This is a genomic window from Bacillus sp. V3-13, assembly GCF_002860165.1.
In the GTDB taxonomy this organism is placed as follows: domain Bacteria; phylum Bacillota; class Bacilli; order Bacillales; family Cytobacillaceae; genus Bacillus_BJ.
Map to the genome: position 1 here is coordinate 1 of NZ_PGUZ01000035.1, position 15,427 is coordinate 15,427.

15 protein-coding genes, 1 tRNA gene, 1 other RNA gene, 1 pseudogene and 1 other annotated feature are annotated in these 15,427 nt (G+C 43.4%); of the genes and pseudogenes, 5 read left to right on the top strand and 13 right to left on the bottom strand.

The features are described 5' to 3' along the window. Window positions 1–241: 241 nt before the first annotated feature. From CU633_RS13865 to tadA, 7 genes are all read right to left on the bottom strand, one after another. Window positions 242–505: a pro-sigmaK processing inhibitor BofA family protein gene (locus tag CU633_RS13865; RefSeq protein WP_101661194.1), complete on the bottom strand. Its 264-nt coding sequence runs from the start codon at window positions 503–505 to the stop codon at window positions 242–244. A gap of 79 nt (window positions 506–584) precedes the next feature. Then, window positions 585–803 (bottom strand): YaaL family protein, encoded by a 219-nt coding sequence (locus CU633_RS13870; protein WP_101661195.1) that lies wholly within the window; start codon window positions 801–803, stop codon window positions 585–587. A 31-nt stretch (window positions 804–834) separates the two neighbouring features. After that, window positions 835–1,431, bottom strand: a complete 597-nt coding sequence (gene recR, locus CU633_RS13875; protein ID WP_101661196.1) for a recombination mediator RecR — start codon at window positions 1,429–1,431, stop codon at window positions 835–837. A gap of 15 nt (window positions 1,432–1,446) precedes the next feature. Then, window positions 1,447–1,767, bottom strand: coding sequence for a YbaB/EbfC family nucleoid-associated protein (locus CU633_RS13880; protein WP_101661197.1), 321 nt, complete (start codon window positions 1,765–1,767; stop codon window positions 1,447–1,449). Between the two features lie 20 nt (window positions 1,768–1,787). Next, window positions 1,788–3,479 carry a DNA polymerase III subunit gamma/tau gene (gene dnaX / locus CU633_RS13885; protein WP_101661198.1) on the bottom strand — a complete coding sequence of 564 codons (1,692 nt, stop codon included), beginning with the start codon at window positions 3,477–3,479 and terminating at the stop codon, window positions 1,788–1,790. Between the two features lie 135 nt (window positions 3,480–3,614). Further along, window positions 3,615–3,879, bottom strand: an RNA gene (ffs, locus tag CU633_RS13890) — signal recognition particle sRNA large type. 123 nt (window positions 3,880–4,002) lie between these two features. Next, window positions 4,003–4,500, bottom strand: a complete 498-nt coding sequence (gene tadA / locus CU633_RS13895) for a tRNA adenosine(34) deaminase TadA (RefSeq protein ID WP_180954972.1) — start codon at window positions 4,498–4,500, stop codon at window positions 4,003–4,005. A 127-nt stretch (window positions 4,501–4,627) separates the two neighbouring features. On the opposite strand from tadA, the pseudogene CU633_RS23355 reads away from it, so the two are divergent. From CU633_RS23355 to CU633_RS13910, 4 genes and pseudogenes are all read left to right on the top strand, one after another. Continuing rightward, window positions 4,628–4,827, top strand: a pseudogene (locus CU633_RS23355) (cysteine hydrolase family protein); the annotation flags it as partial. 70 nt (window positions 4,828–4,897) lie between these two features. Further along, window positions 4,898–6,187: a LysM peptidoglycan-binding domain-containing protein gene (locus tag CU633_RS13900; protein WP_101661199.1), complete on the top strand. Its 1,290-nt coding sequence runs from the start codon at window positions 4,898–4,900 to the stop codon at window positions 6,185–6,187. A gap of 155 nt (window positions 6,188–6,342) precedes the next feature. After that, complete coding sequence (locus CU633_RS13905; RefSeq protein WP_101661200.1) at window positions 6,343–7,002, top strand: deoxynucleoside kinase; 660 nt, start codon at window positions 6,343–6,345, stop codon at window positions 7,000–7,002. Further along, window positions 6,980–7,651, top strand: a complete 672-nt coding sequence (locus CU633_RS13910; protein WP_101661201.1) for a deoxynucleoside kinase — start codon at window positions 6,980–6,982, stop codon at window positions 7,649–7,651. Before CU633_RS13905 ends, CU633_RS13910 begins: the two co-directional genes overlap by 23 nt. Window positions 7,652–7,760: 109 nt before the next feature. On the opposite strand, the gene CU633_RS13915 is transcribed toward CU633_RS13910, so the two are convergent. The 6 genes from CU633_RS13915 to guaB form a co-directional block, all read right to left on the bottom strand. Further along, a tRNA-Ser gene (locus CU633_RS13915) sits at window positions 7,761–7,853 on the bottom strand. Window positions 7,854–7,944: 91 nt separating this feature from the next. Then, window positions 7,945–9,228: a serine--tRNA ligase gene (gene serS, locus CU633_RS13920; protein WP_101661202.1), complete on the bottom strand. Its 1,284-nt coding sequence runs from the start codon at window positions 9,226–9,228 to the stop codon at window positions 7,945–7,947. 75 nt (window positions 9,229–9,303) lie between these two features. Then, window positions 9,304–9,520: a binding site (T-box leader), on the bottom strand. A gap of 58 nt (window positions 9,521–9,578) precedes the next feature. Beyond that, window positions 9,579–10,169: a pyridoxal 5'-phosphate synthase glutaminase subunit PdxT gene (pdxT, locus tag CU633_RS13925; RefSeq protein ID WP_101661203.1), complete on the bottom strand. Its 591-nt coding sequence runs from the start codon at window positions 10,167–10,169 to the stop codon at window positions 9,579–9,581. Window positions 10,170–10,184: 15 nt separating this feature from the next. After that, on the bottom strand, window positions 10,185–11,066 hold the full coding sequence (gene pdxS, locus CU633_RS13930; protein ID WP_101661204.1) for a pyridoxal 5'-phosphate synthase lyase subunit PdxS: 882 nt from the start codon (window positions 11,064–11,066) through the stop codon (window positions 10,185–10,187). A 162-nt stretch (window positions 11,067–11,228) separates the two neighbouring features. Then, window positions 11,229–12,554: a D-alanyl-D-alanine carboxypeptidase family protein gene (locus CU633_RS13935; protein WP_257958784.1), complete on the bottom strand. Its 1,326-nt coding sequence runs from the start codon at window positions 12,552–12,554 to the stop codon at window positions 11,229–11,231. Window positions 12,555–12,734: 180 nt separating this feature from the next. After that, window positions 12,735–14,201 carry an IMP dehydrogenase gene (gene guaB / locus CU633_RS13940; RefSeq protein WP_101661205.1) on the bottom strand — a complete coding sequence of 489 codons (1,467 nt, stop codon included), beginning with the start codon at window positions 14,199–14,201 and terminating at the stop codon, window positions 12,735–12,737. Window positions 14,202–14,324: 123 nt separating this feature from the next. Here guaB and CU633_RS13945 point away from each other — a divergent pair, with 123 nt between their 5' ends. Beyond that, complete coding sequence (locus CU633_RS13945; RefSeq protein WP_101661207.1) at window positions 14,325–15,275, top strand: YaaC family protein; 951 nt, start codon at window positions 14,325–14,327, stop codon at window positions 15,273–15,275. The last annotated feature ends 152 nt before the right edge of the window (window positions 15,276–15,427 follow it).

Sequence of the window (15,427 nt, forward strand, 5' to 3'; positions counted from 1 at the left end):
AGAATTAACGTTGACGTTTTTGCTTGCTTGTTCAGTTTTCAAAGAGCAATAAACTCGTTTGCCTCCGTGAGGCGACTTTATTAATATACCATTTTGACAATGTTATGTCAACAAGTTTTTTATCTTTATCATCGCCGTTTAAAAGCGACAACGAAAAATATAATATCATCAGCCATTGTCACGGTCAACCCCTTTTCACAAAAAAATTAACCGCTAAAAATAGCGGCATTTATAAACCTATTTACAGGATCCAAGTCTGGATCGCAACTAAAGCACACAGTCCGGGGATCCCCAACAATCCCGAAACAGAAGAAGTAACCAGATTAATCGGTACGTGGATTCCATATTTATTTCCGAACGCATTTAGAAAGAATAAAAACAGCGCACCTATTAACACTTTAATGAAGATTTGGCCTGCAAATCTTATCGGCCTGATCGGGGCGCCTATTAATAGTAACAATAATATGAGTCCGCCCAGTATTGAAATAACGATGACAGGTTCCAACCAATATATCCCCTCTCTCTAATAACTTGTACTAAAATATATGTAATAAGTTAATAAAAAGAACAGGGAAAAATTGTGATTATCTTCTTACAGTGATGTTTCTTGTTTTCGCTTCTTTAAATAAGAAGAAATACTTTGCCTCAGCAAGCTTCAGCTGACAAATTACTTCATCGGATGGATCAAAACTTTTTTCGACTAATTTCTTTTGATTGTTCCAATTAACTTTTGCCTCATTGAGCTGATTCAAAAGCTTATCATTAAATTCTCTTCGCAGCCATCCTTTACGCCGAAAAAACATTGTCAGGAAACCTCCACTTCATTTTCAATTGTTAAACTTCTCTTCTTCCTTCAAGTGCTTTGGAAAGTGTTACTTCATCGGCATACTCAAGATCCCCGCCAACAGGCAGACCATGGGCAATTCTCGTCACTTTTATTCCTGAAGGTTTTAACAGCCGCGAGATATACATGGCCGTCGCTTCTCCTTCAATATTTGGATTGGTTGCCAAAATTACTTCCTGAACAGTTTCATCTTGAAGCCTTTTCAGCAAATCGGGGATATTAATATCCTCAGGACCAATTCCGTCCATTGGGGAAATCGCGCCGTGCAGCACGTGATATAAACCGTCAAATTCCTTCATTTTTTCCATTGCAATTACATCTTTAGGATCCTGAACAACACAAATGACAGTATGGTCTCTGCGCTGGTCTTCGCAAATATAGCATGGATCCTGGTCGGTTATATGTCCGCAGACAGAACAGTATGTTAAGTTTCGTTTAGCATTGACAAGTGCTTTTGCGAAATCGAGCACGGTGTCTTCTTTCATACTTAGCACAAAAAAAGCCAGACGTGCGGCCGTTTTCGGGCCGATTCCTGGCAATTTCATAAAGCTGTCAATCAGCTTCGATATCGGTTCAGGATAATGCATTCTATTTTATTCCTCCTAGAACATTCCCGGAAGGTTCATTCCCTTTGTAAACTGGCCCATCGTATTGTTCACCAGTTCATCCGCCTTTTTCAATGCATCGTTTGTTGCAGCCAAAACTAAATCCTGCAGCATTTCGATATCATCTGGATCAACGACTTCCGGCTTAATGTTTACTTCGACGATTTCTTTATGGCCAGTTACAATGACGGAAACCATCCCGCCGCCGGCTGTTCCTTCAATTTTCTTCTCGCCAAGTTGCTCCTGTGCTTCCTGCATCTTTTTTTGCATTTTCTGCATCTGCTTCATCATATTCTGCATATTTCCCATTCCACGCATATCGTTGTCCCTCCACAATTTTAATCTTTGATTTCAATCAGATCCTCGCCGAACAGTTTTTTAGCTTCGGCAATAAACGGATCTTCTTGTTTTTCCATTCCATTTTCCGCTTCATGATGCTGGTGCCCGCTTAAAAATTCTTCCCTTATTGTATGCCATTGTTGTTCTGGAACTCCAACAACCTGCATTCTTTTTCCGGTGAACTTTTGCAGTGCATCACCAATGACCTCAAGAAATCGTGTATTCTCCATCGCCATTTGGCAGTGAATTTCATATTTAAATTTAATCACAAAAGCTTCCGAGGAAGCGGCAACAGGCTCAGCTTCATTTAAAAGCGCGGCCTGGGAGCGCATTTGATTCGTGACAAGCGCTTCAAGCATATCGCCCCATCGGCTTTTGACAGCGTTTAATTCTGTTTTTGTTGCATGTTTTAGAATTTCATTGATTTTCCCTACAGGAGCCTGAAAACCTTTCCGTCCAGTTCTTTGCGGTTTCTTTTGTGGAGACCCTTGCGCTTCCTGGATTGGGGCAACCCCGTTCTGTTTCAGTGTTTTCAGCTCTTCTTCAAGCTGTTCTATCCGGTTCAGCAGCTGGCCAACATCTTGCATCCCGCTCGCAGCTGCCGTTTGTTCGAGTTGACACAGCTTGACAATCGCCACTTCAAGGAAGATTCTTGGATGATTGGTCCAGCGCATTTCCTGCTGGGCTTTATTCAATGTTTCAATTAACTGGTAAATTTGCTCTGCCTTTATTTCCTTCGCAAGTTCTTGAAATTCTTCATCGAGCATGACCCGTTCGAATGATTCTTCAAGCGCAGGTGCTGCTTTATAAAGAAGCATATCCCGGTAAAAGTGAATGAAATCTTCGATGAATTTTGCAGGATCCTTCCCTTGAAAAAGCAATTCTTCCAAAGCGCTTAAACCGCTTGCGACATCTTTCTCATGGACCGCCTTCGCCAGCTTGTTTAAGAAACCTTGCGAAACCGATCCTGTGACTGCCAATGCATCTTCTACCGTAACCTGCTCCTGGCTGAAAGAAATCGCCTGGTCAAGCAAGCTTAACGCATCACGCATCCCGCCCTCTGCAGCCCGGGCAATGACGTGAAGAGATTTTTCTTCATACGCCACTCCTGTTTCATCGGCAATCTGCTTCATTCTGCCGACGATCGCCTGGGCCGTAATGCGTTTGAAATCGAAACGCTGGCATCTTGAGATAATCGTCAAAGGGATTTTATGCGGTTCTGTCGTTGCCAATATAAAAATAACATGCTTTGGCGGTTCTTCCAGTGTTTTTAAAAGAGCATTGAAAGCGCCAATCGAGAGCATATGCACCTCATCGATAATATATACCTTATACTTGGCAACATTTGGCGCATACTTGACTTTATCCCGGATATCGCGAATTTCTTCAACACCATTATTGGATGCAGCATCGATTTCAATAACGTCGGGTATCGAACCATCGGTAATTCCTTTGCAGGCCATACATTCATTACATGGTTCCTTGACCGGCCCTCTTTCACAGTTCACTGCTTTTGCCAGTATTTTTGCCGCGCTTGTTTTTCCGGTGCCGCGCGGGCCTGAAAAAAGGTAAGCGTGAGAAATTTTTTCATGAAGCAGGGCGTTTTGCAATGTCTTTGTCACATGTTCTTGTCCGACTACGTCTATGAATGCCTGCGGACGCCAAACACGATATAACGCTTGATAGCTCATTGACACCGCCCTCCTTCCTAATATGATCTTTCTTATTATAACGTAAATATTTTCATTTTTACAAAATGAAAATGGACATAAAGAAACAAAAACCCACCCTGCATCCAGGATGGGAATATCCGTATGTATAAACTGCCGTGCACCTTCCGTCGACTGACAACCATAAGCGTTACTTAAGCAGTTAGCTCAGCCCAGGCAACCCTGCGGCACATGGGAGCGTCCACTTAATGCTGCTTCCTTCCGGACCTGACATGGTTCATGGATTCCCATTGCGCAGGACCCGGGCGTCAACACCACTTACTTAAGGCAGGCCCTACAGTACGCCAGCCTCGGGAAGGGATTCAGCCTCGCTAGAGCGGATTGCGAGTACAGGGCACCGCTACCTCCCCGCATAGCACGGCAAAATTGATACCAATTATTAAGTTGCGCTAAATTAGGCGCATGTATAAGTATACTAACTTTTAAGGAAAAAAGCAATGCTTATCCCCTGTCAATTCCTGTATCCCCAGCCAATTCTGTTTCCTTACTGTCCTGCTTCTCCTGCTTTTTTTTTTGCTCTAATCGTCCGGAAAAAGCTCGATAACAAATTGGCGCACTCCGCTTCAAGGACACCGGACACAACCTCGCTCTGATGATTGAACCGGGAATCATCCAAAAGGTTCATAAAGCTGCCGGCACACCCCCCTTTGGGATCCTTGGCACCATAGACAACCCTGGCGATCCTCGACAAAATGACCGCTCCTGAACACATTGCGCAAGGTTCCAGCGTTACATACAACGTCGCATTTTCAAGCCTCCATGTTCCCAGCTTGCGGCATGCTTCATCAATGGCGAGCAGTTCAGCATGGGCAACGGCGTTTTGTTTCGTTTCCCGCAAATTGTGGGCGCGTGAAATAACCTTTCCTTCTATGACGACAACGGCACCAATCGGAACTTCAGCGATCGCTTCAGCCTTTAACGCTTCTTTAATCGCCTCCCGCATAAAAAACTCATCGTTTTCGCTTATTTTCACATCAATCATAATAATCCCTTCTTAAAACAGGTTTAAGTTTTTCTAATGACGGTTATGACCATCTTATACAAAACTTTCAGCATCCTCAAGCTATCCAAGAAGGAGAGATAACAATGAATGGACAAAAAGATAAAAAAAGTTGAATGTCGACAAGCTCATTATCACTGGAATAGCCGGAAATAATGTGTCCTGTTCACTGCCAATGATGCTTATATGAGAATATGAGCTTGCTGTTCCGGCAACTGCGTCACCTCTAATAGTGACCGGGACAATGAATATGCGTTGATGATGATGAAAAACGTCTTAAGAGCTGATACGAATCCGATTCATTTTTGAAATTGGTTCTTTTCTTCCCCCTCTGTCTCATATGATAGTTGTAGCGTTTTTTATTCAGGGAGGGAAGAAAATGCAAATCCATGTAGTCCAGCGAAATGAGACATTATTTAGGATTGCCCGGACATATGGGACTACCGTTGATGATTTAGTTGAAGCGAATGAGATCCCCAATCCAGATAATTTAGTCGTCGGCCAGGCACTCGTGATCCCGATTGTGGGAAGATTTTATTGGGTGCAGCCTGGCGACAGCCTATGGTCAATCGCAAGAAGGTTTAATGTTTCGGTACAAGAGCTCGCGGCGGTTAACCGTATTTCTGTCGACCAACCTTTGCAGGTCGGTTTCCGCCTCTATATTCCGCCGGCCCCTAAGCGGCGGGCGGAATTTAATGCATACGTCGAACCGCGCGGCACTGCGGTTTCTCCACAGTTAGAAGAGAGCGCGCGGGAGGCCGCACCGTACTTAACTTATTTAGCTCCCTTCAGCTTTCAGGCGCGCAGAGACGGTTCATTACGCGAACCGCCCCTCAATAATTTACCGGCGATTGCCGAAGCTAACAACAATGTCTTAATGATGGTCATTACCAATCAGGAGAATGATCAATTCAGCGACGAGCTGGGGACGATTTTATTGAATGACATGGCGATCCAGGAAAGATTTTTAAACAATATCGTAGCGGCTGCCAGAAGATACGGGTTCAGAGATATTCATTTTGACTTCGAATACTTGCGGCCTGCCGATCGCGAAGCCTATAATCAATTTTTGCGCCGGGCCCGCGATCGTTTTAAACAGGAAGGCTGGCTGATTTCAACTGCGTTAGCCCCGAAAACCAGGGCGGACCAGCCAGGTGCATGGTATGAAGCTCATGATTATCGAGCCCATGGTGAGATCGTCGACTTTGTCGTGATCATGACGTATGAATGGGGCTACAGCGGCGGACCGCCCATGGCTGTATCACCGATCGGTCCTGTCCGCCAAGTTCTCGAGTATGCGCTCACCGAGATGCCTGCTTCAAAGATCATGATGGGGCAAAACTTATATGGGTACGATTGGACACTTCCATACACCCCGGGGACCATAGCAAGAGCTGTTAGTCCTCAGCAGGCGATCCAAATCGCAGCGCGATACCGAGTCGCCATTCAGTATGATACAACCGCACAGGCGCCATTTTTCAATTATACCGATGAGCAAGGCAGGCGCCATGTCGTCTGGTTTGAAGATGCGCGTTCGATTCAGGCCAAGTTCAATTTAGTTAAGGAACTCAATATAAGAGGAGTGAGCTATTGGAAGCTCGGACTGTCTTTCCCGCAAAATTGGCTGTTAATCACAGATAACTTTGAGGTTGTAAAACGCCCTTCATAATGTCCTGCCCGGCTGCTGCCGGGCTTTTTGTTGTTCATCTTAAAATTCCATATCCCTTACACGGGTAGTGTGATAAAATATTCTTTGCCCATTTCGAGACACTATGGATGAATATAAAAATGTTACAAGGGTAGTAACTTTAAGGAGGACAAACTGTGGGGGAGACGCCTTTTATTACTGTGGAAGGGCCAATTGGCGTAGGGAAAACTTCCCTGGCGAAAGCGATTTCTGATCATTTTCAGTTTGCATTATTGAAAGAAATTGTTGATGAAAATCCATTTCTCGGGAAATTTTATGAAAATATCGAAGAGTGGAGTTTCCAGACCGAGATGTTTTTTCTTTGCAATCGCTACAAGCAGCTTAGTGATATTAAAAATCATTATTTAAGCGTCAATAAGCCGGTCGTCGCCGATTATCATATTTTTAAAAACCTTATTTTTGCCCAGCGGACGCTCAGCAAACAAGAATACGAAAAGTATTTGAAGATTTATCATTTACTAACGGAAGATATGCCAAAACCGAACGTGATCATTTATCTTCATGCCGGCCTTGATACATTATTAACAAGAATAAAGCTTAGAGGGCGGGAAATCGAAAGAAATATTAGCCCGCTGTACTTAGAACAATTATCGATTGATTACGAAGATGCGATTAATAGCTTTGAACAGGAGCATCCGGATATCCCGATTCTGCGCTTTAACGGTGATCAACTCGATTTTGTAAATAATCAGGAAGACTTGTCTTATATCATAAATACCCTTTCGAAATATGTAAAAAAAGGAGCATACAACCATGGATCTTCGCACGAAGTATGAGATTCCCGGAAATGCGGTGATCACGATCGCCGGAACGGTTGGCGTCGGCAAATCGACGATGACCAATGCACTTGCCAAGGCACTCGGGTTTCGCACCTCTTTGGAAAAAGTAGAAACAAACCCTTATTTGGATAAATTCTATGCAGACTTTGAAAGATGGAGCTTCCATTTGCAAATTTATTTTTTAGCGGAACGCTTTAAAGAACAAAAACGAATTTTTGAGTATGGCGGCGGGTTTGTTCAAGACCGTTCCATATATGAAGACACCGGCATCTTTGCAAAAATGCATTATGAAAAGGGCACGATGTCAGAGGTTGACTACCAAACATATACAAGCTTGTTTGAAGCAATGGTGATGACTCCATACTTTCCTCATCCTGATTTATTAATTTATCTGGAAGGTTCCATCGATGACGTGGTGTCACGGATAAAAGAACGGGGACGCCCAATGGAACAACAAACACCGCTTGATTATTGGCTGGAAATGCACGAGCGCTACGAAAACTGGATTAACACATTTAATAGCTGTCCGGTTCTCCGCTTAAATATCAATGATTACGATATTGTTGATAATGACTCTTCTTCTATCGAGCCGATCATTGAACGGATTTCTTATTTTATCCGAAAATCACAATTGCTGAAAAAGTAATCGCCGAATTCCCGGCGATTTTTTGTATAAAAAAAATCCGTTGCCAGCAGGTAGCAACGGATTTTATCAATCTCCAATTTATGCGTTATGGTATTACATTTTTGAATACTGGAGGAGGAAGAGGGATTCGAACCCCCGCGCGGTTTGACCCGCCTCTCGGTTTTCAAGACCGATCCCTTCAGCCAGACTTGGGTATTCCTCCGCATCGACAAATAATAATTTAACATATTATTAACTCTAAGTCAACTCCATTTAAAAAACTTTTTTGGGCGGGTTGCCCCGCCCGTTAAGTTTTATTTTTCAGGAGTGATGATGTCGCGGTTGCGCATATATGGCCGCAGTACGGTTGGAATGACCACACTTCCATCCGCTTGCTGGTAGTTTTCCAAAATTGCTGCGACCGTGCGGCCGATCGCAAGGCCTGATCCGTTCAAAGTATGGACGTGTTCCGGTTTTCCTTTTGGATCACGCCGGAATCGGACATTGGCACGACGGGCCTGGAATGCTTCAAAATTACTGCAGGAAGAAATCTCCCGGTACGTCCCGTAGCTTGGGATCCAAACCTCAATATCATATTTTTTTGCAGCAGTGAAACCGAGATCCCCTGTGCACATGCTCATCACGCGGTAAGGCAATTCGAGAAGCTGAAGCACTTTTTCTGCATGGCCTGTCAATTTCTCCAGTTCAGCATAAGAATCCTCTGGCTTTACAAACTTTACAAGCTCGACTTTATTAAATTGGTGCTGGCGGATCAGCCCTCTTGTATCCCTTCCCGCAGAACCTGCTTCAGACCGGAAACAAGCACTGAACGCAGCGTAATTAATCGGCAGCTCATCGCCGCTCAGGATTTCATCCCGGTGATAGTTCGTGACAGGCACCTCAGCAGTTGGAATAAGGAAGTAGTCTTCATTTTCAATCAAGAAAGCATCCTCTTCGAACTTCGGAAGCTGGCCAGTTCCTGTCATGCTTGCCCGGTTGACGAGATAAGGAGGCAATATTTCTTTGTAGCCATGCTCTTCCGTATGAAGATCAAGCATAAAGTTATATAAGGCACGCTCTAAGCGGGCCCCCAGCCCCTTATAAAATACAAACCGGCTGCCGGTAACTTTTCCCGCCCTTTCAAAGTCGAGAATGCCGAGGTAGTCGGCAATATCCCAATGCGGCTTTGCTTCAAAATTGAAATCGCGGACTTTTCCCCATTTGCGGACTTCCACATTATCATCTTCTGTTTCCCCGACTGGCACGCTTTCGTGAGGAATATTCGGAATGCTTAACAGCAATGTTTCCAACGTTTCCTCGACTTCCCGTAGCTGTTCATCGAGAACCTTGATTTTATCCCCTACTTCTTTCATTTCAGCAATCAGCTGATCCGCGTCCTGCTTTTCCCGCTTTAATGCAGCTACCTGCTGGGATACGTCATTGCGCTTGCTTTTTAACTGCTCGCTTTCAACTATTAATTCCCTTCGTCTTTTGTCCAATTCTTCAAACTTGCCAAAATCCGTTAAATCTTCGCCCCTGTGCTGAAGCACCCTTTTTGCTTCAGCAAAATTTGCTCTTAAGTACTTGATATCGAGCATTGTGTACGCCTCCTTCAAATTTAACTTTTAAACGAAAATGTAATTTTTAAAAAAATAAAAAACTCCCATCCCTGAAAAAGGGACGAGAGTTACCCGCGTTGCCACCCTAGTTGAAAGCAAAGATTGCCTTCCACTCAAATTGATAACGGTTTAAACCGAAAGTACTTACTATCCCGAAGAAGTTCCGTACTTTACTCAAGGATGGATTCACAAACGTCATTCACCGGTTCTCACCAGCCACCGGCTCTCTTAAGCATGAACGATTGTTACTATTTCCTCTCATTGATTTGACGATTGCAGAATTTAGATAATTCATAATGTACTACAATTATCAGCAGGTTGCAACTAATTTATGCAAATTGCTTTGCTTTTGCTTCTTTTACCATCTTAATAAAATATTCAGTTAAACGATGATCATCGGTCAATTCAGGATGAAACGAGCATCCCAGAAATTGGCCTTCTCTGGCCGCAACAATCCGTCCATTATGCTTGGCGAGAACCTCGACGTTTTCACCTGCTTCGACAATGTGCGGCGCCCGGATAAATACAGCTGGAAAGTCTTCCGCTGCACCGGCGATATCAAGATCAGCCTCAAAGCTCTCACGCTGGCGGCCAAAGGAATTCCGTTCGACTGTTACATCCATGACCCCAATATGGGATACACCATATCCGACAATTTGCTTTGCCAGCAGGATTAATCCCGCACAGGTTCCGAACATCGGCTTTCCCTGATTAGCAAATTGTTTCAAATCATCCATGAAATCATATTTATCGATTAAGCGGCGCATTGTCGTACTTTCTCCGCCGGGTATAATCAGGCCGTCAACCTCGGCAAGCTGTTCTTTTCGCTTGATAACGATCGCTTCTGCCCCTGCCTCCTCAATGGAGCGGACATGCTCGCGGACAGCCCCCTGTAAACCTAATACTCCGATTTTCACCATTGTTTAATCTCCTTCTTACCAGCCACGGTCCTGCATGCGTGCTGCTGGAGCCAACGAAGAGATTTCAATGCCTTTCATCGCAATGCCAAGATCTTTTGAAATTTCAGCGATTAACGCATAATCCTCGTAATGAGTGGTTGCTTCCACTATCGCTTTTGCAAATTTAGCAGGATTGTCAGATTTGAAAATTCCTGATCCGACGAATACTCCATCCGCTCCAAGCTGCATCATTAATGCAGCATCTGCAGGAGTGGCAACTCCACCTGCTGCAAAGTTTACGACCGGCAATTTGCCAAGCTTTTTAATTTCAAGCAAAAGTTCATATGGAGCACCAAGAAGCTTTGCTTCTGTCATAAGCTCGTCCTCATTCATGGCGACAACTTTGCGGACCTGGGCATTGACCTTTCTCATATGGCGCACAGCTTCGACAATATTCCCTGTACCTGGCTCGCCTTTTGTCCGCAGCATCGATGCACCTTCACCGATTCTGCGGGCAGCTTCACCAAGATCACGGCAGCCGCAAACAAATGGAACTGTAAAATCTTTTTTATTCAAATGAAATTCTTCGTCTGCAGGGGTTAAGACTTCACTTTCATCGATATAATCCACACCCATCGCTTCTAAAACACGCGCTTCGACAATGTGCCCGATTCGGGCTTTCGCCATAACCGGAATCGTCACGGCACCCATTACCTCTTCAATAATCCGGGGATCAGCCATTCTCGCTACACCGCCGGCTGCACGAATATCGGAGGGGACGCGCTCCAGCGCCATAACGGCTACTGCCCCTGCTTCCTCTGCAATCCTGGCTTGTTCGGCATTGACAACGTCCATGATGACGCCGCCTTTTTGCATTTCAGCCATGCCTCGTTTTACTCTGTCTGTACCTGTCTTCACTTTACGTCCCCCTTTGTTTATACCATCTGCGTAAGATGGGATTTTTATTATGTTAAACCGTATAGGAAAATTTAATTAATTCAATCGGAATTATTCTGTTTCCCTAATGAAAAATAAACAATAAAAAGGGGCTCGTGTCAAGAGACAAAGAGACCCTGCCGGTTAAAACCAGCCTTTAACCGATGAAGAAACACTGCCCCACAGATCCCCGAAAAATCCGCCAATTCCTCGCATCGATAAAACAAACCAGTTTGCTTTTTCAACATCTTCTGCCGCGACTACATCTACCTGGACTTTCTTGGCACCTTCCTCAGTCAGGAAGCCCATGTCATCCGTTTTGGATTCAACGGTCAAATAGCCAACTTTGTCGCCTTTTTTTACTGGAGCTGTCAGCTCTCCATCTTTATTTAGTTTTTCTTTATCCAATACTAGTACAGGAGTATAGTTTTCCTTTTCTCCGTTCTTGATAACCATTTCAATCGGTTTATCAGAATGGATTTTCACCTTATCCTCTTTACCTTTTACGACTGGAAGAGATTTAGTATCTTTTGCTTGATAATTTCCCTTTACAAGTTCTTCTTTTGTGAAGTTGTTAAAGCCATAATCAAGCAGCTTTCTTGATTCGGAAAACCGCTCGTCCATAGTGCTGGTTTTCATCACTACTGAAATGAATCTTTGGCCATTTCTTTCAGCCGTAGCAGTGAAACAATAACCGGCAAAATCCGTGGACCCGGTTTTTAACCCATCAAGTCCTGGATATTCATAGATTAGTCCAGGGACCATGAAGTTGAAGTTTTTATATTTTCTGCCATCGCGAAACTCTAATTCAGCTTTGCTTGCTGTTTCCAGCACTTCAGGATATTCGTTTATTAAATGGAAGGCAAGCTTTGCTGTCGATCTTGCTGACATTACGTTTTCTTCATCCGGATTTCCGGCAGGATGATTGCCAAGAAGGCTTGAGTTGTTAAGTCCTGAAGAATTGACAAATTTATAATCTTTAAGCCCCAGTTCGGCAGCTTTTTCATTCATCAAAGTGACAAAATTCTTCTCGGTTCCGGAAATCACTTCTGCCAATGCAACAGTAGCCGCATTTCCTGAATGGATTGCCATTGCTTGATATAATTCTCTAACCGTATATTCTTCATCCTGTGTCAACCCGACATTTGATAGATCGGGTGCCGCAGATAATTTATGAACGTATTCATTGATTTTCACTTTTTGATCCCAGCTGATTTTCTTATCGTGAATGGCCTCGAGAACGATGTATTCGGTCATCATTTTCGCCATTGATGCAACACCAAGAACGGCATCTGCATTTTTTTCATAGAGAATTTTTCCTGTCTTTGCATCTAATAGAATTGCTGCTTCGGCATTTAATCCCAGTTCATCAGTGTTTGCCTCTGCTTTATTAGGCATTCCCCCGAATACAGCAGCAAAGCATAAAAAAAGAATGGCTAAAAGCGTAGCTGGATTTTTAACACGGTTCAAAACGATTTCCCTCCAACGTTCATTTTCATCAATCTATTTATATAAAATGTAAGAGTGACAGACTCCTATTTTTTGCACCTGTTTAGTTTATCATAAAAAAAATGAAAAAAATAGACAGAGAATAGTCACTCTGCCTACAGTAAATTAAGGAAAAAAAGTATGCTTTATGGGAGTTACGCCTCAGGATATTGAATAGTTTGGAGCTTCCTTTGTTATTTGAATATCATGGGGATGGCTTTCTCTCAAGCCAGCACCTGTCATCCTGATGAATTGGCTATTTTCTCTTAATTCTTCTAAATTCCTGCTACCGCAGTAGCCCATACCCGACCGCAAGCCACCGACAAGTTGATAGATTGTATCTGCAAGCGGTCCTTTATAAGGAACCCGGCCTTCAATTCCTTCCGGCACAAACTTCTTGTTGTCTTCCTGGAAATAACGATCTTTAGAGCCTTTTTCCATGGCCGCAACAGAGCCCATGCCCCGATAAACTTTGAAGCGGCGCCCTTGGTAAATTTCCGTTTCTCCAGGGCTTTCGGAGACACCTGCCAGCATACTTCCAAGCATAACAGCATGTCCACCGGCAGCCAATGCTTTCACAATATCGCCCGAATACTTAATTCCACCATCGGCAATAATTGCTTTTCCATGCTTTCTTGCTTCTGTAGCGCAATCATATACGGCGGTAATCTGGGGAACGCCCACACCGGCCACAACACGGGTCGTGCAGATTGAACCCGGCCCGATGCCTACCTTTACTACATCTGCCCCTGCTTCAATTAATTCTTTTGTCGCTGCTGCAGTTGCAACATTTCCGGCAATAATCGAAAGCTCCGGGAAGGCTGCGCGGATTTCTTTAACCGTTTCAATCACGCCTCGCGAATGACCGTGTGCTGTATCGACAACAATGATATCGACGCCTGCTTTTACTAACATTTCTACCCGTTTCATCGTGTCTGTTGTTACCCCGACTGCCGCACCGGCTAAAAGGCGGCCTTGCGCATCCTTCGCTGAGTTCGGGAATTCAATCACTTTTTCAATATCCTTTATTGTAATAAGCCCTTTTAAAACGCCTTCCTGATCGACTAAGGGAAGCTTTTCAATTTTATGCTTTTGCAAAATCTTCTCTGCTTCATCCAGAGTCGTACCTACCGGCGCAGTAACAAGCTGTTCTTTAGTCATCACATCCGAGATTTTAATGGAGTAATCCTGGATAAACCGCATATCCCGGTTGGTAATAATCCCTACCAATTTCTGTTCTTCCCCGTTATTTACAATCGGAACTCCGGAAATTCGGTATTTTCCCATCAAATGTTCGGCATCAAATACTTGATGTTCGGGAGTTAGGAAAAATGGATCGGAAATAACACCACTCTCTGATCGTTTTACCTTTTCAACCTGCTCAGCTTGCTGTTCAATCGACATATTCTTGTGGATAATTCCAAGCCCTCCCTGGCGCGCCATTGCGATCGCCAGTTCAGCCTCGGTCACTGTATCCATTCCTGCACTAATAATCGGAATGTTCAGCTTTACCTTGTCTGTCAATTCTAGCTGAAGGCTCACATCACGTGGAAGTACTTCAGACTTCGCCGGAACCAATAAAACATCATCAAACGTTAATCCTTCTTTAGCAAACTTATCTTCCCACATCGCTTTTAAACCCCCTGTACATAAAAATATTATTTGTAGGGTATCAATTGGACAAAATACTGTCAAGGACGGCACAATATGTTCGATTTTTCAAAAAACTCGGAGGTCTATCCTGTGAACGATATGATTTACAAAGGATGGAGCAGCTATACCCGCTTTTTCTCTGCTTCTTCTACACAAAATTATCTTAAACAAAAATATGAGAGGGCGGCTCTCGACAACGCTGATCAAAAAAGCTATGAAAATTGTTACCCTTTTTTATATTATCTTGAACATGGGCAAATATATTATCAACAGGCAGAAAATTCCCCCTTGCTGATTCGACCGATATTGCTCTTTTACGGACTTATCCATTTAATTAAAGCCTGTGTCTTAACAATTGATCCGAACTACCCTGAAACAACCTCCGTTCTCGCTCATGGAGTATCGTCGAGGAAAAGAAAGAAACAGAACTATCATTTTTTTGAAGATGAAGTTAAGTTTCAAAAAAGCGGTCTTTTTTCCTTCATGTCGGAAAAATTGTTCCACATGAAACAAACAGAAGGTGAAAAAGCGAGCATGGGAGATTTATTAAATAATATCCCTGAATTGGATGAACTCTTTGTCGCCATTGATGGTAAACCAGCATTCATCGAAATTAAACAAGAACAACAAAGCTTTCTTTTTCCAAAAAAAATTCTTGATTATTTTCACATGACAGAAAGCCGATTTATCCAATATTATCAATCGAAGTCCGCCGTCCCTGTAACAGCTGGAAACACTTCTGAGCAGTTCATCGAGTTTAAATTTTCTGACCATGATAGGGAACCTTCGCCGCTTAAGTTCCATTACGAAAAAGGTGCAGTTTTTCTTCCTTTAAGCAAGAGTCCTGTCTGTTACTTTCCAGAGCTCCTCATTCACTATTTGCTCCTTTATAATTTAAGCATGATTGCAAGATATGAAACTGAATGGTGGAGTGAACTGATAAAAATGATGCCGAATAAGGATTTTCCGTTTATTCATTCTTTTTTAAATATCACAATGAAAAAGTCTCCTTTTTTAGTGCACCGGTTTTTAGTTAAAAACCATTTGTAGCCTGGTGATAAGTCCAGGAATTAAGCGAAACGGTGTTTCGGACATTTTTCCGTTTCAGTAAAATAAAAAAAGAACAACCATCATCGGCTGTTCTTTCGCATTCGCTTGGCGGCGTCCTACTCTCACAGGGGGAGACCCCCAACTACCATCGG